Annotated in this window: 20 protein-coding genes; 8 read left to right on the top strand and 12 right to left on the bottom strand. The window is 43.5% G+C overall.

Translation table 11 applies throughout. The features are described from left to right. Window positions 1-194: 194 nt before the first annotated feature. A complete protein-coding gene (locus KL866_RS01750; protein WP_025257112.1) occupies window positions 195-1,235 on the bottom strand; it encodes a UDP-N-acetylglucosamine 2-epimerase in 1,041 nt (346 codons plus the stop codon). Window positions 1,236-1,408: 173 nt separating this feature from the next. Between KL866_RS01750 and KL866_RS01745 the strand changes: the two genes are divergently transcribed. Continuing rightward, the gene (locus tag KL866_RS01745) at window positions 1,409-1,951 is read left to right on the top strand and encodes a gamma carbonic anhydrase family protein (protein ID WP_025257113.1); all 543 of its coding nucleotides are present in this window, start codon (window positions 1,409-1,411) and stop codon (window positions 1,949-1,951) included. Here KL866_RS01745 and aroE read toward each other — a convergent pair. After that, window positions 1,948-2,787, bottom strand: coding sequence for a shikimate dehydrogenase (gene aroE, locus KL866_RS01740; protein ID WP_025257114.1), 840 nt, complete (start codon window positions 2,785-2,787; stop codon window positions 1,948-1,950). The genes KL866_RS01745 and aroE overlap by 4 nt on opposite strands. Here aroE and KL866_RS01735 point away from each other — a divergent pair. Continuing rightward, the gene (locus KL866_RS01735; RefSeq protein ID WP_214992795.1) at window positions 2,786-3,217 is read left to right on the top strand and encodes a group II truncated hemoglobin; all 432 of its coding nucleotides are present in this window, start codon (window positions 2,786-2,788) and stop codon (window positions 3,215-3,217) included. The genes aroE and KL866_RS01735 overlap by 2 nt on opposite strands. A 116-nt stretch (window positions 3,218-3,333) precedes the next feature. On the opposite strand, the gene KL866_RS01730 is transcribed toward KL866_RS01735, so the two are convergent. From KL866_RS01730 to KL866_RS01700, 7 genes are all read right to left on the bottom strand, one after another. Then, window positions 3,334-4,008 (bottom strand): OmpW family outer membrane protein, encoded by a 675-nt coding sequence (locus tag KL866_RS01730; RefSeq protein ID WP_025257116.1) that lies wholly within the window; start codon window positions 4,006-4,008, stop codon window positions 3,334-3,336. Between the two features lie 231 nt (window positions 4,009-4,239). After that, complete coding sequence (gene hemF, locus KL866_RS01725; protein ID WP_025257117.1) at window positions 4,240-5,172, bottom strand: oxygen-dependent coproporphyrinogen oxidase; 933 nt, start codon at window positions 5,170-5,172, stop codon at window positions 4,240-4,242. Next, window positions 5,169-5,774, bottom strand: coding sequence for an L-threonylcarbamoyladenylate synthase (locus tag KL866_RS01720; protein ID WP_214992792.1), 606 nt, complete (start codon window positions 5,772-5,774; stop codon window positions 5,169-5,171). Before KL866_RS01720 ends, hemF begins: the two co-directional genes overlap by 4 nt. Window positions 5,775-5,819: 45 nt before the next feature. Further along, complete coding sequence (locus KL866_RS01715; RefSeq protein ID WP_214992816.1) at window positions 5,820-6,353, bottom strand: type I DNA topoisomerase; 534 nt, start codon at window positions 6,351-6,353, stop codon at window positions 5,820-5,822. 95 nt (window positions 6,354-6,448) lie between these two features. After that, on the bottom strand, window positions 6,449-6,925 hold the full coding sequence (locus tag KL866_RS01710; protein WP_025257120.1) for a DUF494 family protein: 477 nt from the start codon (window positions 6,923-6,925) through the stop codon (window positions 6,449-6,451). Between the two features lies 1 nt (window position 6,926). Continuing rightward, window positions 6,927-8,036: a DNA-processing protein DprA gene (dprA, locus tag KL866_RS01705; RefSeq protein ID WP_214992779.1), complete on the bottom strand. Its 1,110-nt coding sequence runs from the start codon at window positions 8,034-8,036 to the stop codon at window positions 6,927-6,929. 38 nt (window positions 8,037-8,074) lie between these two features. Then, complete coding sequence (locus KL866_RS01700; protein ID WP_025257122.1) at window positions 8,075-9,148, bottom strand: LysM peptidoglycan-binding domain-containing protein; 1,074 nt, start codon at window positions 9,146-9,148, stop codon at window positions 8,075-8,077. 216 nt (window positions 9,149-9,364) lie between these two features. On the opposite strand from KL866_RS01700, the gene def reads away from it, so the two are divergent. The 4 genes from def to trkA all read left to right on the top strand — a co-directional run bounded on the left by def (window position 9,365) and on the right by trkA (window position 13,599). Next, window positions 9,365-9,874 (top strand): peptide deformylase, encoded by a 510-nt coding sequence (gene def / locus KL866_RS01695; RefSeq protein WP_025257123.1) that lies wholly within the window; start codon window positions 9,365-9,367, stop codon window positions 9,872-9,874. 8 nt (window positions 9,875-9,882) lie between these two features. Then, the gene (gene fmt, locus KL866_RS01690) at window positions 9,883-10,833 is read left to right on the top strand and encodes a methionyl-tRNA formyltransferase (protein ID WP_025257124.1); all 951 of its coding nucleotides are present in this window, start codon (window positions 9,883-9,885) and stop codon (window positions 10,831-10,833) included. Window positions 10,834-10,835: 2 nt separating this feature from the next. Further along, a complete protein-coding gene (gene rsmB / locus KL866_RS01685; protein ID WP_214992765.1) occupies window positions 10,836-12,155 on the top strand; it encodes a 16S rRNA (cytosine(967)-C(5))-methyltransferase RsmB in 1,320 nt (439 codons plus the stop codon). A gap of 64 nt (window positions 12,156-12,219) precedes the next feature. After that, window positions 12,220-13,599, top strand: a complete 1,380-nt coding sequence (gene trkA, locus KL866_RS01680; protein WP_214992762.1) for a Trk system potassium transporter TrkA — start codon at window positions 12,220-12,222, stop codon at window positions 13,597-13,599. 118 nt (window positions 13,600-13,717) lie between these two features. Here the strand turns inward: trkA and KL866_RS01675 are convergent, their stop codons facing one another. Beyond that, on the bottom strand, window positions 13,718-15,169 hold the full coding sequence (locus tag KL866_RS01675) for a TrkH family potassium uptake protein (RefSeq protein WP_025257127.1): 1,452 nt from the start codon (window positions 15,167-15,169) through the stop codon (window positions 13,718-13,720). Window positions 15,170-15,432: 263 nt separating this feature from the next. Further along, window positions 15,433-16,086 carry an isoprenoid biosynthesis glyoxalase ElbB gene (gene elbB, locus KL866_RS01670; protein ID WP_025257128.1) on the bottom strand — a complete coding sequence of 218 codons (654 nt, stop codon included), beginning with the start codon at window positions 16,084-16,086 and terminating at the stop codon, window positions 15,433-15,435. 421 nt (window positions 16,087-16,507) lie between these two features. On the opposite strand from elbB, the gene polA reads away from it, so the two are divergent. Further along, window positions 16,508-19,297, top strand: a complete 2,790-nt coding sequence (polA, locus tag KL866_RS01665; protein ID WP_214992759.1) for a DNA polymerase I — start codon at window positions 16,508-16,510, stop codon at window positions 19,295-19,297. Between the two features lie 416 nt (window positions 19,298-19,713). Here polA and yihA read toward each other — a convergent pair whose 3' ends face one another. Next, window positions 19,714-20,349 carry a ribosome biogenesis GTP-binding protein YihA/YsxC gene (gene yihA / locus KL866_RS01660; RefSeq protein ID WP_214992756.1) on the bottom strand — a complete coding sequence of 212 codons (636 nt, stop codon included), beginning with the start codon at window positions 20,347-20,349 and terminating at the stop codon, window positions 19,714-19,716. A 174-nt stretch (window positions 20,350-20,523) separates the two neighbouring features. Between yihA and KL866_RS01655 the strand changes: the two genes are divergently transcribed. Further along, on the top strand, window positions 20,524-21,147 hold the full coding sequence (locus KL866_RS01655; RefSeq protein WP_025257131.1) for a cytochrome c: 624 nt from the start codon (window positions 20,524-20,526) through the stop codon (window positions 21,145-21,147). Window positions 21,148-21,210: the final 63 nt, after the last annotated feature.

The following is a 21,210-nucleotide window of genomic DNA, read 5'->3' as shown; positions in this document are numbered from 1 at the left end:
AAAATTTATTTTCTGAAGCGTTTCTTCTAAACTCCCGTCTTTACTGGCCTATATAGGTAGTAGAGACTTACTTCAGGAGGTTTGCTGTTTTGCTTTTCCCCCGAAGCGGATGCGCATTTTAGGGAAATGAGCGCTCACGTCAACACTTATTTTAAAAAAAGTGTCATATTCGATTTGAACGCTCAAAATACCAACTATTTCCAGTATTTCAGCTTATTTCTCAACCGGAACTTGCGCCAAAGGTTAAGAGGCTTAGATTTTATCTTACCTCTATAGTTATCATTAAAGTCATCTACCGCATCCAAAATTCGTTCGCAATTGCCACCATCTCGATAAGCTTCATGATAATGAGCAAATCTATTTACTTCTTTCATTAGCGATTCCGGTCGCGTTAATGCTATTTCAATAGCATTTTCTACATCATCTACTTCTGTGACATTAAGTAGATGTTCTCCGGGATTCGTATTGCGGTAAGTAACAACAGGCTTATCCATCAGCATAAACTCTAGAATGATTGAACTACTGTCACACAACATAACGTCTGACTTCCGAAAGTCCTCTAGGCTAACGTTGTCAACGAATGTTACGTTGCTGTGCTCAACTGCTAACTGGCGATATCTATTTAGTAGCACTTGGTCATTCAACTTAGGATGGAATGTCAAACGCCAATTCCACTTCTTTTCTTTTACTAGCTTACTAATTGTGTCGACTAATACAGGCGCGGAGGTGATACCTTTAGAGAACGTGGTGGAATAAAGAACAGTTGGAACCTCGCTCTCCTGTTTATATGAAGTGAAGTAATTGTCTACTTTAGCCCACCCTGTCTGGTATACCTTGAAGAATTGATGCTTGGCCTCGAGCTTTTTGAAGTACTCTGTACTGCTTGGTCCTTGCGTACAGTACATATCGAACCACCCGCGAATAGCGAAGTGATCATCTTTTTCACTACTTTTTTCCCCTCGCTTACCTATTGGGTAACCATGAAATACAGACACCTTTATACCTGGCAAGAAATGGTAGATGATATTTCCACAGGCAAAGATAGCCAGAGGGCTATATTCATTGATATCTTCTAATGAGCTAAGTTTAACTTCATCCTCTGAAAGAAGATTTGGGCATCCATCCTCCAAATACCAAGCAACTTCGTCTCCTCTTGCCCTTATGGCTTCTTGTATAGGTCTGTAAATTGGATACGCATAGGCAAGTGAAGTAAAAAAAACGTAGCGCTTTGTCATTGGTTTTTCTCTGTTTCTTTATTAGCACGCTACTTTATCATTTTTCTTTTTAACATTCCCTAAGCCGACTGGATAAGAGAAGATGGTCTATAACAGCCATATAGTATAAACATAACTCTATTACTGCTAAAGTTTGTAGTGTTTATTTACAGCTGTATTTCTAAGAGTGTGTAATGCATAAATCGATTAATAGTTTTAAAGGCGTATCTCCTACATTAGGCAAGAATGTTTATATTGACGACTCGGCAAGAATAGTCGGTGATGTAAAAATTGAAAAAGATAGTAGCGTCTGGCCTTTGGTTGCTGCGCGCGGTGACGTGAACAAGATTCGTATTGGCGCTCGCAGTAATATTCAAGACGGCAGTGTTTTGCACGTTACCCGTAAATCAGATAAAAACCCTGATGGGTTTCCACTTATTATTGGTGACGACGTTACCGTAGGTCATAAATGTATGCTGCATGGCTGCCAATTAGGTAATCGTATTCTGGTCGGTATGGGCGCTATTGTAATGGATGGCGTTGTTGTTGAAGACGATGTGTTCATTGGGGCAGGTACATTAGTACCGCCAAACAAAAGATTAGAGAGCGGATTTCTTTATGTAGGAAATCCCATGCAAAAGAAAAGGCCACTCAACGACGCTGAAATGGCATTTCTAAAACAATCTGCCGTGAATTATGTGGTATTAAAAGATGAGTACCTAGAAGAAGCGAACTAGTTTCGCTTCTCACTTTGCTCAACGATATCTCGAACCTGTTTCACAATGTCCGAGGTGTCAGGGCGTTTGCCCATCCATATATAGAATGCTTCGGCAGCTTGTTCAACTAGCATCCCTAGCCCATCTATCTGAGTTTTTACACCCAGCTCAGCCGCATCTCTCATAAAACGCGTGGGTGAGTTTTTATAAACCATGTCATACACCACTTCACAGTGCTGTAAAACACCGTCATTTAAACTGCACGGCAATTCATTACTTAAACTGGCGGCTGTTGAATTAATAACAATATGAGGCGCTATAGTTGCAATGTCTTCAAGTGCAACCACCTGCACTTTTGGGTTTGAGACAGCGTTTGCCACTTGTTCAGCTTTGGCTTTCGTTCTGTTAGCAATAGTCAGCGAAACAGCGCCCGCTTTTAATAACGGAGTGATCACACCCCGAGCTGCACCGCCGGCACCGATAAGCAACACGCGCTTATCTTTAATCTCCACGCCGCTATTTAGTAAATCGTTTACTAGCCCTACACCATCCGTGTTGAACCCTAATAGTTCACCAGTGTCACTATTCATTAACGTATTAACGGCTTGTGCATCTTTGGCTGCTTGGTCATCTACCTTTGCTAGATTGAAGGCATCAAGTTTAAAAGGCATGGTGACATTGCAGCCTACTGCACCTTCCTGAGCTAAGAATGCTTTGGCAGCTTCAACAAAACCATCTTCAGGCGCAAGTATCTTTTCATAAGAAATCTTTTCTCTAACTTGATCTGCAAACATTTGGTGAATAGTTGGTGATAAACTCTGTGCAATAGGATTTCCGAATACAGCGAATTTTTTCATGGGAATACGAGACTTATTTAATATAAAGAAGAAAAGCGATAGTCGTGCTTCGCAGAGTACACCATATAAACGTATAGGTGGAGAGGAGAAAGTACGGGAATTAGCAAATACGTTTTACGACATTATGGAAACCGACCCACTAGCAAATGAGCTGCTTGCTATTCACCCTCAGCCATTAGACAGAATTCGCCATGTATTCTTTTTATATTTAAGTTTATGGCTTGGCGGACCTGATGATTACCAGCAGCAGTTTGGACACCCGCGTCTGCGCGCGCGCCATCTTCCTAATACCGTAACTCCAGAGTTAAAAGCTCAATGGATGTACTGTATGCGAAAAGCCATGTTTAAAACGGTTAATGATATTGCTTTAGCGCAACAGTTAATCGAAGCCCTTGATCAACTAGCGGAACATATGGTGAATACAAAATAAAAAAGCGCGTAAAAAGGATTATCCTCTTAACGCGCAAGTCCCCTGCTACTGTATGCACTCTTTGAGGCGCATTAAGTAGTGCAATTATGGAAGCATCACTTGTTGGATGTTATATCTTAAAATGTATAGCCTACCGATAACGTGTACACCCAAGGATCTATTTCGATATCACTAACAGTTCCATCAGCCTCACCAACTTTAAATGTGGCTTCGGTATCAATATCAATAAATCGAACCGAAGCGTTTACATGCCACTTGGTATCTATTTGATAGTCCATACCGACCTGAGCTGATAAACCAAATGAGTTATCAAGCGATAGATCGTTTAAGCCCGCAGTTTCATTTGCTCCCGTAAATTCCTCGTCAAAGATAAAGGTATAGTTGATACCTGCACCAATGTACGGCTGAAATGCAGAGCTTGCGTCGTTAAAGTAATAGTTCGCCGTTAGCGTAGGTGGGAGGTGTGTGACTTCACCAAGCTGATTCCCTGTACCTAGAGGGTCAGCTACGGAAAAATTAACGTCGTGCTTAAAGGGCGTTGCGGCGAGCAGTTCAATATTAATATTATCAGTAATAAAGTACGCAACGTTCAAACCTAGCTGGGTATCGTTATCGATATTAAGGGCAACACCAAGGTCAGTTCCACCAGCGACGATGTTAGAAGTAGATTCGTCGGGTGCAACGGTAGTAAGACCGCCACGGACAATCCAGTCGCCCTGTTGGTGAGCGTTAGCTAAAGGTGAAAGTGCAGCAAGTGTAAGACAAAGTGCAGATAAAGTGTGTTTGCGCATGATGTGTCTCTTTTATGTTTAACTAAGATGGCGCAACTTTACGCCCCTGGTTAAGAGAAACATTGATCCAGCGCAAGCTTGATAACTTACTGAAACACAGTTGATATTAGACCTTGATGTAGATCAAAAAAACGCCGCATCATAACTCTATGCGGCGCTTGTTAGTCACGAAAGTTTAGTGCTTGAGTGATATTGCAACGTAATCCGAAAGGCGGCCTATTTAAAGGATAATCACCAGTCAGTAGGCTTTAACCAGTCTGTTAACTTAGCCTCTGCGCTTCCTGGAGCAGGCGTATAGCAATACTCCCAGCGCGCTAAGGGCGGCATCGACATCAATATAGACTCGGTTCGCCCGCCGGTTTGCAGCCCAAACAAGGTGCCACGGTCAAAAACAAGATTGAATTCAACATAGCGGCCTCGGCGATAAAGCTGGAAGTCTCGCTCTCTTTCACCGAAATCGGTCTGCTTGCGACGTTCAACGATAGGAACATAAGCATCAATAAAGCCATTTCCGACCGCCTGCATGAAAGCAAATGACTTTTCAAAGCCCCACTCATTAAGGTCATCAAAGAACAAGCCTCCCACTCCGCGGGTTTCGTTGCGGTGCTTTAGGTAAAAGTAGTCGTCACACCACTTTTTATACTTTGGATAAACATCATCGCCAAATGGCGTGCACAACTTCTTTGCAGTGTCATGCCAATGCACAACGTCATCTTTGTACGGATAAAACGGCGTTAAGTCAAAGCCACCGCCAAACCACCAAATAGGTGCTTCACCCTCTTTTTCCGCAATAAAAAAGCGAACGTTAGCGTGCGACGTTGGGATATACGGATTGTGTGGATGAATAACTAAAGATACGCCCATTGCTTGAAAGTTTCTTCCCGCGAGCTCTGGACGATTAGCCGTTGCTGATGCCGGCATTTGACTGCCAAAAACGTGAGAAAAGTTAACACCGCCTTGCTCAATAACCGCACCGTTTTTTATTACTCGAGAACGACCACCACCGCCTTCTTCCCTCTGCCAACTGTCTTCAAGAAACTGACCTTTGCCGTCGGCAAGTTCGAGGGTTTGGCAAATAGTATCTTGCAACCCTAGTAAATAGCTTTTTACTTGTTCAATAACTTCGTCGGCGTTTTTACCATCCAACAATTCTGCTGATGTCATGCTCTTATTACCTCTGCTGTATCACCATCGCGAATGGTACTTGGTTTGGTTGCACCGCCTACTTGCCCGTCTACGTAGAAGACGGAATCAGCGAATACGGCGTTTGCCTCTTCAGTAGTGGTGGCGGGCGGTTGACCAGTAAGGTTAGCACTTGTAGAAACAAGTGGCTTCCCTAACTTATTGCACAGCTCTACTACTACTGGATGATTAGTTACGCGCACTGCTATTTTACTATGCTTACCGGTCAACCATGCAGGTGCTGATGCCGATTTAGGTAATAGCCAAGTGTTGGGGCCTGGCCAGCTTGAGAAAATATCGGTGCGACGATGTGGTTGTATGGCATTGTCGTTGACATAGGGCAATAGCTGGCTGTAATTGGCAGCAATTAAGATTACGCCCTTTTCTACCGGTCGCTGTTTTATCTCTAACAACGCATTTACCGCTGCTTCGTTGTCTGGGTCACATCCAATGCCCATTACCGCTTCGGTTGGATAAACAATTAAACTACCCGCTTCAAAAGCGGCAACAACAGGGTCTACTTCAGATGAATTAGCCTCAACGGGGTTAAACGTATTTACGTTCCCATTTTGGATATCAGACATGTTTTTTATCTCTACGTATAGTTCTTCGTTTAGTTCTTCGTATAGCTACTTTTTAAAACCGCAAGCCGGTTGAGGGCACTGCAACTGCCCCTTTTTATCTATCAATACTCCCCAACCACAGTCAGGGCAGCTTTCATTTACAGGCGTGAAATTTAGCACATATCGACATTGTGGATAATGGTTACACGCGAAAAACTGCTTGCCGTATTTGTTAGTACGTGAGATCAAATGCCCTTTCCTACATTTAGGGCAATCTACCAAGGTGTCTTCTTTTTCTTTAATAGGCTCTATGTGATGGCATGAAGGAAAATTGGTACAGCCGATGAACATGCCAAACCGCCCCTTTTTAATTGCTAAATCAGAAGCGCATTCGGGGCAGGCAATACCATCTAAGGTTTTAAGTATTGTGGTTTGTTTATCGTGAAGTGGCTTACTAAAGTTACATTCAGGATAACCGGTACACCCGATAAAAGGGCCTGATTTACTGTTCTTTATATGAAGAGGTTTGCCACACTCAGGGCAATCTCCGAAGTTATCATCAAGAGCGTGCTCGTGTGCAGAAAAAAGTGAATGGTCTATTTAGACATGTTGTGGACGTAAAAGCCTTAAACGCGCTGCTGTTGCACAGCGCATTTAGTTAAGTATAGATGTAAAGAGCAGTGGGCAAGCCTGCATTAATGCAGAACACCATCTGGCTCTTCGAACAAAAGATCTTCCATTTGCGCATAGGCTTTTTCTTTACCCGGTACATTAAACAGTACCATTAGCACAACCCACTTAAGGTCTTCTAGACAGAATTCGCTAGAATCAATTTCCATAACGCGGTCTATCACCATTTCTCGTGTAGATGCATCTAAAACATTGACCTGTTCTAAGAACATAAGAAAGCCACGACATTCCACGTCTAAACGCATTTGTTCTTCGTGTGTGTAAATACGACTTAAGCTTGTGCTTATCCCTTTACAAAAGTACGGCTTTATATCGGTTTCTTGCAGAGCCGCTAGCTTTTCCAACCATGCGAGGGCTTTATAAATCTCATCATGATGGAAACCTGCGCGTACAAGCTCTTCCGTCAACTCGTCTTGATCAACACGAATTTCCGTTTCACTGTGAATGAAGTTTTCAAACAGATACATGAGGATATCGAACATATTATTTTCCCCTCAATTTAACGTAACCACCAGGGACAGCGGCTACTAAACCACGCAACTCATATTCTAATAATGATGCCATTGCTTGCGATACAGATACGGCATTGCGCTGGGCTATAACATCAATAGCGGTGATGTCATAATCCACACTAGCTAATAATTTATCGGTTGCCAAGCTATTCGCTGCACTTTTTTCGTTTTGCTCATTAACATCCAAGCCTAGTTGTTCAGGCCGAAGACCAATTTCATCAAGAATATCGTTAATATTAGTTACTAATTTGGCGCCCTGTTGGATTAGCCAGTGGCAACCTTCAGAATACGCGTGAAAGATATTGCCCGGCACAGCGAATACTTCTCGCCCCATATCTGCGGCCAAATTCGCAGTTATCAAGGTGCCACTCTTGATTTTTGCCTCAACCACTAAGGTACCGAGGGATAACGCCGCTATAATTCGGTTGCGTCTAGGAAAATGCCAAGGCTTAGGTCCCTGCCCCGGAAAGAACTCTGTAACGGTTAGGCCTCCTTCATTATTGATAGCTTCATAGAGCTTTCGGTTTTTGGTTGGATATATACTATCGGGTCCCGTCCCCATTACCGCAATGGTACCAGTAATCCCAGCCATGGCGCCTTGATGAGCAGCACTATCAATGCCCATGGCAAGCCCACTTGTTACCGCGATACCTTTACTAGAAAGCCCATACGCAAACTCATTTGCGACACGTTTACCTTGAATGCTGGCCCTTCTGCTGCCGACAATGGCTATTTGTGGGTTTTGTAACAAAGTACTGTCTCCTGCTGCAAACAACACAAGGGGTGGACTGTCCAACTGCTTTAAAGATTGAGGATAGTATGAAGACGAGTAAGGAATAATGTGTCTGTTGTCGCTTTCGTGCTGCCATGTAATAGCTGCAGCAATAAGTGGCTTGGATATTTGGTCTGTGAGTTGTTTCACAGCGTCGGGAAGTGATACTGCATTATCGGCTAGATCAGCGGCACATAGTTGATAATGTTCAAGGGCCTGTAGCCAGACTTTAGGAGAAACACGCTGAGCAGAAGCCAGTGCAACCCATGCAGATACGTCGCTGTCTATTTGAGAAACTTGTTGGTTCACCATCGCTCCTTTGTGAGCGACAATGAACCATGTAACGCTTAAGGCTTAGCGACAATAAAGCCGCGCTTAATTCCTTTTTTCGCTCGCGTTATTAATCCGTAACTTGCCGCATTAAATGTTTTAAAAACAATAACCTCACCTACTTTAAGTGCAGGCTGCTCTACCGTATCAATAAACCACTCACCACCATTTTTAGCACCGGGTTCATTAACATAGCGCGGGCTATCTTCATCAATAATGGCCGGGCCTTGCGCATATACGCCTAATACAGTGCCTGGCGCCACGTCCATTGAGCCAAGATTTAGAATGACAACGTCATACTTGCCAAGTAAATCGTGATCGTGCAAATCACCAACTACGGCACCGCGTTGTGAGGTAGCAGGAGTCAACTCAAAATCTTCAGGATGGGTAAAGCCACCGGCCATGAGTTTGTCGCCACGTTTTGCTTCTTGATTGGCGTCATCTATAAAAAGCAGCATAGTATCGTCTGCTTGATCTTTCTCTACTAATGAAGCATTTGACACATGCGTAACCTGAATACCCAAGGTTTCTCCGTCTAGGTTTCTGATAGTAGCGTGCTTTCTTATCACTCTGTACTGATCGTCGGTACTGAATTGTTGCTGGCTTAGCACAAAATCGTCCGACGCAAATCTAACGTTTCCATCCTGATTACCTAGTAGTCTAGGCAGCGCAGAATAGCTTTCTTCATCAAGCAACATATGTTGCCTCACAAAGGGAGAAATCGTAGTCCACGACAGCACATCAACAGGTTGTGACTTAATTCGTTTATCGGTCGAAGGAGACAATTTATAGGCGAGTTTATCGCGCTTGACAGTTAACACAGGCTTACCATCAACATAGCCAACAAGTATTACATCACCGGGATAGATGAGATGAGGGTTCTCAATTTGAGTATTGGTTCGCCACAATTCTGGCCACAGCCAAGGCTCGTTAAGAAAAATACTGGCAATTTCCCACAGTGTATCGCCGCGCTTTACTGTATAAGTTTCTGGCGCACTCTCTTTTAGTTGAAGAGCGAACACAGGCAGAGACAAAAGCGCTCCTAATACAAGTATTACTGCGCGACACGCGTTATTTAATCGCTTTTTCAAATTGACCACCTGCAAATTATTCACTATCACTTATTGTTGTTTTTTCAGACAATAGCACTTTATCGGCATAAGTTCGTATTCTTATAGGGGTTTGGCAAAAAACTGCGCGAATGAGCCCGATATACGTTAGAATAGTAACTTAATAAGCACTGTAAAGTGTGCTGGCAATTAGATCGTATATTAATTTATACAGCGAAAAGGTGAAGTAAGCGAGAAATGGCAATTTTAGACGTATTAAGTTTTCCTGATGAACGTCTTCGCACGGTAGCTAAGCCGGTAGAAGAAGTGAATGACGAAATTAAACAATTGGTTTCGGATATGTTCGAAACCATGAAAGACGAGAACGGTATTGGGCTTGCTGCGACGCAAGTTAATCGCCACGTTCAAGTTGTTGTAATGGACGTATCGGAAGATCAAAACGAGCCACGCGTATTTATCAATCCTGAAATAACCCACAAAGATGGCTCAACAATTAGCGAAGAAGGCTGCTTGTCTGTACCGGGCAACTACGCCAAAGTTGAACGCGCTGAAGCGATCACGGTTAAAGCTTTAGACCAAAACGGTGACGCTTTTGAGTTGGAAGCTGGAGGCCTATTAGCTATTTGTATTCAACACGAACTCGATCATTTAAAAGGTAAGCTTTTTATCGATTATCTCTCACCGCTTAAGCGCCAACGTATTCGTAAAAAGTTAGAGAAAGAAGCGCGCCTTGCCGCAAAAGCCTAAGGAATAACGTGACAACTCCATTGAAAGTTATTTTTGCCGGTACTCCGGATTTTGCAGCTAAGCATTTATCAGCGTTGCTAGAAAGTGAGCACAAGGTCATTGGTGTTTACACTCAGCCTGATAGACCTGCCGGGCGTGGTAAAAAGCTTACCGCTAGTCCAGTAAAAGTGTTAGCAGAAGAAAACTCGATTCCCGTATACCAACCACAGTCACTTAAAGCACAAGACGCACAGAAAGAATTGGCCTCGCTGAACGCCGATTTAATGGTGGTTGTTGCTTATGGCTTGATACTTCCTACTGCTGTACTTAGTGCGCCTAAACTAGGCTGTATTAATGTACACGGTTCTATTTTGCCTAAATGGCGTGGTGCCGCGCCAATACAGCGTTCTATCTGGGCTGGTGACGTTGAGACTGGCGTAACCATAATGCAGATGGATGAAGGCTTAGATACCGGTGATATGCTACATATCGCCACATTGCCCATTATGCCTGAAGATACTAGCGCGACCTTATACGAGAAGCTTGCTGAACTAGGACCACAAGCGTTAGTTGAAGTCGTTGATAACTTTGAAACCTATATGCCTACTAAACAAGACGATTCTCAAGCTACCTACGCGAAAAAGCTCTCTAAAGAAGAAGCCCTTATCGATTGGGCTGATGATGCTAAGCAAATAGAACGTAACATTCGCGCGTTCAATCCTTGGCCAGTAGCGTGGATGCAGATAGAAGATCAAAACGTGAAAGTGTGGGCAGCTAAAGTTGTAACGTTAGATAAAGAAGTTAAGCCAGGTACGGTAGTCAGTACTAATAAAGAAGGCATAACTATAGCGACAGGACGGGATGCGCTTTGCATCACATCGCTTCAAATTCCAGGTAAAAAGGCGCTACCTGCGTCTGACGTAATCAATGCTCGCCAAACGTGGTTTGAAGTGGGCCGGTGTCTTACACAAGCGGACTAAACGTGAAACCATTACCCTTACCAAAGCAAAAGAACCTGCGCGCAGATTGCGCCTGGGTTATTTATCAAATATTAGAGCAAGGCAAGTCATCTCGTGAATGCTTAGAACGCGTTCAGCGAAGACATAACGCTAAAGATAATGCATGGATTCAAGAGATGTCGTTAGGGGTAATGCGACGACTTCCCCTATTGCAGCACTGGTTGCGCTCTTTACTTGATAGACCTCTTAAGGGTAATAAGAAAGTGATAGAGCATCTTATTATTCTTGGGTTATATCAGCTTAATTTCTCTCGAGTTAGCACGCATGCCGCCGTTGGCGAAACTGTTGCAGCAGCCTCATACTTAAATGCGGCGGCGCTAAAAGGCTTAGTGAATGCGGTACTGCGTAATTTTCAACGAGAGAACCTTGCCGACAAACCTGTAGACGATGCCATTATAAACAGCGGTTTACCCAAGTGGTTGTTTAAAGCAATAGAAAACGCCTATGGCGAAGATGCCGAGCATGTACGTAGTGAAACTAACGCCATGGCCCCCATTTGGCTGCGCGTGAATAAACTACAAATATCGTTAACGGCATTTGCCAACGCACTTGATGAAGCAGGGGTAGAATATGCCTTTAGCGACAATCACACAGATGCAGTAATTTTGACTAAACGAGAAGACATTACTGCCCTGCCTGGTTTTGAAAAAGGCCACTTTGCGGTACAAGACGGGGCCGCTCAATTAGCTGCGCATTATTTAAATCCACAGGCAAACGAGCGTATTTTAGATTGTTGCGCAGCGCCGGGAGGAAAGACAGGGCACATTGTAGAATGTGCGCCTGATACAGAGTACGTACTAGCCCTTGATGCCGATGCCACCCGCTTAAAACGTGTTGAAGAAAACATGACGCGTCTTAATCATAACGTAGACATCAAACAAGGTGATGCAGCCAAACCTGAAACCTGGTGGGATGGAAAACCATTCGATAAAATATTATTGGATGCCCCCTGCTCTGCAACCGGCGTTATTCGCCGCCACCCAGATATTCGATGGCTACGAAAAGCTAATGACATCGACAACTTAGCGCAACTTCAGCGCAAAATATTAGATACGCTTTGGGGTTTATTGAAACCAGGGGGTACACTACTTTATGCAACGTGTTCAATTTTGCCAAAAGAAAACATGGCGCAAATACAGCAGTTTTTGGCCGATACTCCAGATGCCATGTTATCGCCCATAGTGAAAACAGAAACCGTAGATAAACCTGGACGTCAGATAACCCCGGGTGAGCAACAAATGGATGGTTTCTATTATGCGAGGCTGGTAAAGTCGGCAAACTAAGTTCAATTGTTGTGCAACGTAATAAAATTAAAACCAGCACGAAGATGAAGGCAAAACAATAACGATGAAGATCATCATTTTAGGGGCCGGCCAGGTAGGCGGAACACTTGCTGAAAACCTAGTGGGTGAAAATAACGAGATAACTGTTATTGACTCTGACCCCAATATATTGCGCGCACTTCAAGATCGCCTTGATTTACAGGTGGTATCAGGTGTGGGATCACACCCTGACGTTCTTCGTAAGGCCGGTGCAGAAGATGCCGATTTACTGATAGCTGTAACTAACAGTGATGAAAGTAACATGCTAGCCTGCCAAGTAGCGTATAGTTTATTTAAAACTCCGACCAAAATTGCCCGCGTACGTTCTGAACAATACATTATTTATCAAGAGCAACTATATAAGCAGCAAGACATTCCTGTTGATCACATTATTGCCCCAGAGCAACTGGTCACTAAAGCCATTAAGCGTCTTATCGATTACCCAGGCGCACTGCAGGTTGTAGAGTTTGCTGAAGGTAAAGCCAGTCTTGTGGCAGTGAAAGCCTATTATGGGGGCCTACTAGTCGGTCATGCATTGTCTGCACTTAAAGATCACATTCCTAACGTTGAAACCCGTGTTGCTGCCATTTATCGCCGCGGCCGCCCTATTCGCCCGTTAGGCACAACGGTTATCGAAGCTGACGATGAAGTATTCTTTATTGCAGCCACTAAACATATTCGTGCGGTAATGAGTGAGCTTCAAAAACTCGAATCGAGTTATAAGCGAATTATGATAGCCGGCGGCGGTTTAATTGGCGCAGGCTTAGCGAAACAACTAGAGCATAACCACAACGTTAAACTTATTGAATACAGCCCAGAGCGCGCCAAGTATTTATCCGCTAACTTAGATAAAACTATTGTTTTTAGTGGTGACGCGTCGGACCCTGAGTTACTAAGCGAAGAAAATATCGAGCAAGTCGACGCCTTTATCGCCGTTACTAACGATGATGAAGCGAATATCATGTCTGCGATGCTGGCAAAGCGCATGGGTGCACAGAAAGCCATGGTGCTTATCCAACGAGGAGCTTATGTTGACCTAGTTCAAGGCGGTGAGATAGATATCGCATTTTCACCTCAACAGGCCACTATATCGGCATTACTGACCCACGTGCGACGCGGCGATATTGTTAACGTGTACTCATTACGACGCGGTGCAGCGGAGGCTATTGAAGCCATTGCCCATGGCGATGAAAACACGTCTAAAGTGGTTGGCAGACAAATTGGCGATATTAAATTACCGCCAGGCACCACCATTGGCGCAATCGTTCGTGACGATCAGGTCATTATTGCTCATAGCGATACTAGGATAGAAGCCAACGACCACATTATTCTGTTCTTGGTAGATAAAAAGTACATTAACGATGTAGAAAAGCTGTTCCAACCTAGCGCTTTTTTCTTTGGTTAGACTTTTTGACGCGCTAATTTGCGCACTTTTTGGTTAGGCAAGGACGATGATTATCGTCCTTGTTTTTTGTAAGTTTAATTTAAAACTAGTGGCTTATTGATGCAGTTTACTGCGTATATTAGCTTCGCCAAAACGTAGGCGAGAACAACACCAATAACGAGAATACCTCTAGTCGTCCAAACACCATCGCTATAACCAGTATCCACTTGCCGGCATCGGTAACATCAGAATAGTTTGCAGCAACACTACCTAAGCCTGGGCCTAAGTTATTCAACATAGCCGCTGTTGCAGTAAACGCACTTAGGTTATCTAGTCCCGTAGCAATCAGACCTATCATAATTACCACAAACACCACCGCGTATGCTGAGAAGAACCCCCATACGGCTTCTACCACTCTGTCGGGCATGGCGCGGTCGCCAAACTTAACGCTATAAACCGCTTTCGGGTGGATAAGCCTGTCGACTTCACGTTTTCCTTGTAAAAACAGTAAACACACTCGCACCACCTTTAAGCCTCCACCTGTGGAGCTAGCACACCCACCGATAAAGCTGGAAAAAATAAGCATTATGGGCAGGAATGTGGGCCATACCGAAAAATCTGTAGTAGCAAACCCAGCTGTAGTGCTAATAGACACAGCCTGAATCATGGCTTGGTCTAAGGCTTGCTCTGCAGAGCTGTAATAGCCGGATAGTGTAAGCACCAAGAAGCAAATGCCAATCAGTGACGCTTGAATTATAAAGAAAGCTTTGAACTCAGGATCTTTAAAATAACCTTTCACAGAGCGGGAGCTAACAGCAGCGTAATGCAATGAAAAGTTCAACGCTGCAATAAGCAAAAACACCGTGCACACCATGTTTACCATGGGACTATTGAAGTAACCTAAACTGGCGTCATGGTTAGAAAACCCGCCAATAGCTACGGTGGAAAATGCGTGGCATATGGCGTCAAATACATTCATCCCCGAAAGCCAGTACGCACCTGCACAGGCGATAGTTATCGATAGATAGATATACCACAAGTGTTTTGCCGTATCGGCAATACGCGGTGTCATCTTATTATCTTTTACAGGTCCTGGGGTTTCTGCCCTGTAAAGCTGCATGCCACCCACGCCAAGAATAGGAAGTATGGCAACGGCAAGCACAATGATACCCATTCCACCTAACCACTGAAGCTGCTGACGATAAAACTGCACTGAATGAGGAAGAAAATCTATTCCCTCTATAACAGTAGCGCCCGTTGTAGTCAGTCCAGAGAATGATTCAAAAAAAGCATCGGTTACAGTCATGCTCGGTTGTTCTAGCAAAATAAGCGGAATTGCACCCACACTTGCCAGTACCGACCAAAACAAGGCTACGATAAGAAATCCTTCTCGTGCTCTTAGGTCATTTTTCTGCTGACGGTTGGGATACCACAATGCCATGCCGCCGATAACGCAAAATATGAAAGCAAGGGTAAAAGGAAGGCCACTGCCATCTTGATAAATCAACGACACGATTGCCGGTGGGATCATGGTTACGCTGAAAAGCGCAATTAATAACCCAAGTATTCGTATGATGGCACGGTAGTGCATTATTGTTATGCCTTTATTTTTATAGTGCGCATAAGAACCGTTAGGCCCTAGTTACAATGTACTTTTTTGAACTAACTTCAAAAAACAAATCTAGCTTCATAAAACGATGTGAGTAAACTATATACGTTACGTATAGGATTTTGATTATAGGGCTATAATCAATAAGGGGAAACCTTTGTCTCCCCACAATGTTGCGACTTACTGCACATTAGGACTGCAAGGCATTCCTGAAAGGAAAAACCAAAATTCCTAAACTTTTTTCTCTATTTCATAGCAAGCACGGTTTTAACCATCTTGCTTATGCTCGCATTTGCTTCGCTGATACTTTGCGCCAACATATATGCAGGCGTGGTTACGAGCTTTGCATCATTATCAACAACCACTTCATCTACCGAGCAATCTACATGAGTTGCTCCCAGCGCATTCAAACCACCTGCTGTGGCTTCATCATTTCCAATGGTAAGTTTAGTTTTATTGCCATAAACCTTGGCGGCCAATGCAGGTGCAATACACGCATAAGCTGCAGGTTTTTTAGCTTGTGCAAATGCCTTGCATACCGCTAGAACTTCTTCATTATACGTACACTTATCCCCGTCGACAGCAAAGGTACACAGGTTTTTCGCCGCGCCAAAACCGCCGGGCAAAATTAGTGCATCAAACACATTAACGTCGCACTCCGTTACGGTCTTAATATCGCCACGCGCTATACGTGCAGACTCCACCAGTACATTGCGTTTTTCACTTTCTGATACTTCACCGGTTAAATGATTGACCACGTGAAGCTGCTCTACATCAGGCGCGAAGCACTGATAAGAAGCCCCCTCTTGCTCAATAGCCAAAAGCGTTAATACTGCTTCGTGTAACTCAGACCCGTCGAACACTCCACTACCACTTAATATAACGGCTACTTGTTTCATATTGTCCTCCTAGGCGTTATGCCATCTACTTATTCAAAATTTGGCTATTATTCACACAACTGTATAAAAAAAGTTCTTATAAATACGTATATACAATGTTAAAGCTTATGCTACATTACTTGACCAACTTGGTTAAACCAAAAATAAACGTACACCGAGTTATCCACATAAAATGGAATGGTAAGTAGCAGGTACGCTGTTTTCACACCTTAGTCTCATTCCCTTATTTTTCTTGATTTGAAAGGTGATCTTTAACTTGACAAAGATCATCCGGATCACTGCGCCTAAAATTTTAGATCACAAAGTTATCCACAGGAGTAATACTATCAGTTATCGACTTTAATGTTCCTTCATAATATGGCGATCTGCCCTAGCCTGTGGCATCCTTGCGCTCATATTGTTTATTGGAAAATAGCCGTCTATGCCAGATTCTAAAAAGCCTCCATTTATTCTTGTCGATGGATCATCATATCTTTTCCGTGCCTTTCACGGTCTACCACCATTAACCAACTCAAAGGGCCAAGACACTGGTGCTATTTACGGTGTTGTGAACATGCTCAAAAGCTTGATCAAACAATACAACCCCACGCACATGGCGGTGATTTTTGATGCCAAAGGAAAAACCTTCCGCGACGATATCTATAAAGAGTACAAAGCGAACCGCCCTCCTATGCCGGACGAACTTAGAAGTCAGATCGAGCCGTTGCACGCTATCATTAGGGCAATGGGCTTGCCGGTTATTGTAGAGTCGGGTGTAGAAGCAGATGACGTTATTGGTACGCTAGCCAAACATGCTACAGAGAAAGGTATTGATACAGTTATCAGTACTGGCGATAAAGATATGGCGCAGTTGGTTAATCAGCATGTAACCCTAATTAACACTATGACGAACCAACTTATGGACGTTGAAGGTGTAAAAACTAAGTTTGGCATTCCACCAGAGTTGGTAATCGATTTCCTTGCGCTAAAAGGCGATAAAGTCGACAACATTCCTGGCGTACCTGGTGTAGGTGATAAAAGTGCACAGGCTTTATTAAACGGTATTGGCGGTATCGAAGACATTTATAAGAACCTGGATAAAATTGCAGATTTGTCGTTTAGAGGTAGTAAGTCTATGGCGGCAAAAATGCAGGAATATGAAGAGCAAGCGCGACTATCTTACACCCTAGCCACTATTAGCATCGATCTTGACCTAGACTATGATGTTGAGGCCTTAATGCCTTGCCAAGCCGATAATGAACAACTTCGCGATCTGTTTGCTGAATACGAATTTAAACGCTGGCATACAGAAGTAAGTGCGCTAGTGGCGGGCGGTGATAGCTCAAATAGCGAAACGACTACCAGTGAAGATAGCAACAGTGGCCAAGAGAGTGAGCAAAGTTCGTCGGTAGACATAGATAAATCAAAATATGAAACCGTGCTTGATGAAGCGCGCTTTAACACTTGGATCGCTAAGCTCGAAAAGGCAGCGCTGATCGCCTTTGATACCGAAACCACCAGCCTCAACTATATGGATGCCGAATTAGTTGGTGTTTCATTTTGTATAGAAGAAGGTGAAGCGGCTTACGTTCCTGTAGCGCATGATTATCCCGATGCGCCGGCACAGCTTTCACGAGAGTTTGTACTAGACGCATTAAAGCCTATTTTGGAGTCAGATAATGTTATCAAAGTAGGTCAGCATATTAAGTATGATAAAAACGTATTAGCGAACTACGACATTACCCTAAACGGCATTGGCTTTGATACCATGCTTGAAAGCTATGTGTTAAATAGTACTGCGCAGCGTCACGATATGGACTCGCTAGCCTTAGCTTATCTTGGTCACAAAACTATACATTTTGAAGAGATAGCAGGTAAAGGCGCAAAACAACTTACGTTTAATCAAATTAGCCTTGAAGAAGCAGGCCCTTATGCAGCGGAAGATGCTGATATTACGCTTCGCTTACATAACGCTATTTGGGCTAAGTTAAAAGATATTCCGGAACTTAAAAACTTGTTGATAGACGTTGAAGTTCCCCTTGCGTGCGTCCTTTCTCGCATGGAGCAAGAAGGCGTACTGATTGACAGCCAAAGACTTCGTCAGCAAAGCCAAGATCTTGCTACGCGTATTTCCGAGCTTGAAAGCGAAGTACATGAGGAAGCGGGCGAACCGTTTAATTTAGGTTCAACAAAACAGCTTCAACACATTTTGTTTGAAAAAATGTCGCTGCCAATCATTAAAAAAACCCCTAAAGGTGCGCCATCTACTTCTGAGGATGTATTACAAGAACTGGCACTTGAGTACCCGCTACCTAAGAAGATCATGGAATACCGCGGTTTAACCAAGCTTAAGAATACCTATACCGATAAACTTCCTAAGATGATCAATCATCGCACGGGCCGAGTGCACACTTCTTATCACCAAGCGGTAACGGCCACAGGACGTCTATCTTCAACCGATCCTAACTTACAGAACATTCCTATTCGAAATGAAGAAGGCCGTCGCGTGCGTCAGGCATTCGTTCCAAGGGAAGGCAATAAGTTTGTCGCTGCCGATTATTCACAAATTGAACTGCGGATTATGGCTCACCTTTCAGGTGATAAAGGTTTACTCGATGCGTTCGCGCATGGCAAAGATATCCATAAAGCAACGGCGTCTGAAGTATTTGGAGCTCCCCTCGATGAGGTGACTACCGAGCAACGCCGCAGTGCAAAAGCGATTAACTTCGGATTGATTTACGGTATGAGTGCCTTTGGGTTATCTAAGCAGCTTAATATTCCCCGTAATGAAGCTCAAAACTATATGGACCTTTACTTTGAACGCTATCCTGGTGTGCTTGAATATATGGACTCCACCCGTGAAAGCGCTAAGGAAAAGGGATATGTAGAAACTGTATTTGGTCGCAGACTATATTTACCTGATATTAAAGCGAGTAATGGCGCACGCCGCAAAGGCGCAGAGCGCGCAGCAATTAATGCCCCTATGCAGGGTACGGCGGCAGATATTATCAAGATGGCGATGATTAAAGTTGACGACTGGATCACAAAAAATGCATCTGGTGATGTGACCATGATGATGCAAGTGCACGATGAGTTAGTTTTCGAGATTAAAGAAGACAAGGTCGAGACCTATGTCTCTACTATTACTGCACTTATGGAAAGCGCAGCTACACTCAATGTACCACTGGTTGTTGAGGCTGGCGTGGGTGAAAACTGGGATGAAGCTCATTAGTTTGGTAATTAGATTACAGTTTTAACATTAAAAGTGCGGTTATTTTCATTAAATTTGGTAATTTAATTACATAATGCCCTTGCCTTTTCTGCTCTTTGTTGTAATATTACGCATGTAGGGTACAGAGGTGAGAAAGCTGTTTTCAAACCTTTGCTTTAACCCCGACAGTTTTGTCGGGGTTTTTTTATATCTGTAGAAAATAAATAATCATTAAATATCATAGACTTAAAAATTAAAATGATATTTCTTTCTATTTTTTCTGAACTTCTTTATTTCCTACTACTCTATATCTACGGTTTTTATGTGTTTTCTCTCAGTTTACGCCTCGCTTATATGCGGGGCGTTCTTTTTTGTAGCGCTTCATCCTACCCAACTCAAGCGCACTAAGTCAGCGTGAGTGAGATTCAAAATATAGGTTATTGGCCTTCGCTTTCAGATTCGTCTTCATCGCCTTTTTTGCCCATTCCGAACCAAGAATTCAAGATATGCTCAAGCTCTGGTAAACCATGTTTATTTAATGACGAAAAGGTTTGTACTGTTACATCGCCCATAAATGCCATAGCAGCTTCACGGGCCATTAACAGCTGTGCTTTACGCTTGCCGCTTTTCAGTTTGTCCGCTTTAGTAAGAAGCGCGAGTACCGGAATATCTGAAGCGACTGCCCAATGAATGAGGTCTTGGTCTAAATCCTTAAAAGGATGGCGGATATCCATTAGTACCACTAAGCCTTTTAGTGATTTACGCTTTTGAAGGTATTCACCTAGTGACGCCTGCCACTTCTTTTTCATCGCAACCGGGACTTTTGCAAACCCGTATCCTGGCAAATCGACAAGGCGCAAGTCTTCTTCTAATTCAAATACATTGATTAATTGAGTACGACCTGGTGTTTTACTGGTTCTTGCCAAGTTTCTTTGGCGCGTTAATGTGTTAAGTGCACTCGACTTGCCTGCATTCGAGCGACCCGCAAACGCAACTTCAATTCCGCTATCATTCTTTAAATGACGAATGTCAGGTGCACTCGTAAAGAACTTTGCTTTGGTGTAATACGACATCTAGACTTACCTCCACATGCGTCTTGACCTTTGGTTTACAGTTTTTTAATGAATAAACCAGCTAAAAACCATAGTTTTATCATGGAATAGGTTTTTCTGACGCGTTAAATGTGTAAAATACGCATGATATCACGTATATCACGCGAGCCGTTGGATCCATTTAAGAGATTTATTATGAAAAAACTGTGTTTGTTGGTGTGTATGTCTTTAGGTTTGAGCGCGACTGCTGTAGCAGAAGGCGATGCCGAGGCAGGTAAAGCGAAATCTGCAGTATGTGCAGCCTGTCATGGCCCTGATGGCAACAGCATGATTGACATGAACCCCAAGATTGCTGGCCAGCATGAGAAGTACATTGTTAAGCAATTAGCCGAATTTAAACTTGCCTCTCAAACCGGTGGCGAGGAAGGTCGTAACAATGCTGTAATGAACGGTATGGCAGCCCCACTTTCAGAGCAAGACATGAAAGACTTGGCCGCTTATTTCTCAAGCCAAGAGCCTAAAGCGGGCGAAACTCCAGAGCAGTACGTTGAAGCTGGACGTACACTCTATCAAGGTGGCGACGAGTCACGTGGCGTAACTGCATGTATCGCTTGTCATGGACCTAAAGGTAATGGTATGGCGCTAGCAGGCTTCCCTGACATCAGTGGACAGCATGCAACTTATACTGCATCTCAGTTAAAAGCTTTCCGTTCTGGTCAACGTCACAATGACATGAATGGCATGATGCGTGATATTGCGATGAAATTAACAGACGAAGATATCGAAATTTTATCTAACTATATCGCAGGCTTACACTAAGCCTCACCGTATTTACACACTGTTGTTAAAATTTTGTTACCAGAAAAGTTGTATTTTAAAATT

The organism is Alteromonas sp. ALT199, from assembly GCF_018619335.1.
GTDB lineage: Bacteria > Pseudomonadota > Gammaproteobacteria > Enterobacterales > Alteromonadaceae > Alteromonas.
Note: the sequence above shows the minus strand (reverse complement) of the source record. Positions and strands in the feature narration are given on the sequence as shown.